This window comes from Bradyrhizobium sp. NBAIM08 (assembly GCF_020193935.1).
Taxonomy (GTDB): domain Bacteria; phylum Pseudomonadota; class Alphaproteobacteria; order Rhizobiales; family Xanthobacteraceae; genus Bradyrhizobium; species Bradyrhizobium yuanmingense.
Map to the genome: position 1 here is coordinate 1 of NZ_JADYVR010000860.1, position 410 is coordinate 410.

Here is a 410-nt window from a genome sequence, read left to right on the forward strand (position 1 = left end):
CCGGCCGCAGCGTGCGCTCGTGCCGGCGCAAGGTCGCCTTGGTGCACGGCCATCGTGGCCGCCCCATAGAGGGCGGAGACCCGGTGGGCCGGGCTGCCCAGTGGCAGCGCCAGCGCGCGCTCCAGCCAGGCACGGCCTTCGGTGAAGTCACCCCGCACCCCCCAGTAATCCGCGAGCCCGCCGGTCAGACGCAGCGCGGCGTCGGTGTGCCCGTGTTCGATGGCCCAGCTCAGCCCGGCGCGCAGGTTGTCGCGCTCGGCATAGAGGCGAGGGAGCGCCTGGTCGTCGGTGGAGGCGGCGCGCGGCGGCAACGCGGCATCGACAATCGCCTGGCACCACGCCAGGTGCCGGTCACGGGTCGCGTCCGCCTCACCGCTCGCCGCCAACTGCTCCAGCCCGAACTCCCGGAC

The 410-nt window shown here is 74.6% G+C and carries 1 protein-coding gene; it reads right to left on the minus strand.

Annotated features, from left to right (window positions below; all coding sequences use genetic code 11):
- On the minus strand, positions 1-410 hold a 410-nt coding region (locus I6F37_RS42420; protein WP_225154737.1), incomplete at both ends, for a hypothetical protein.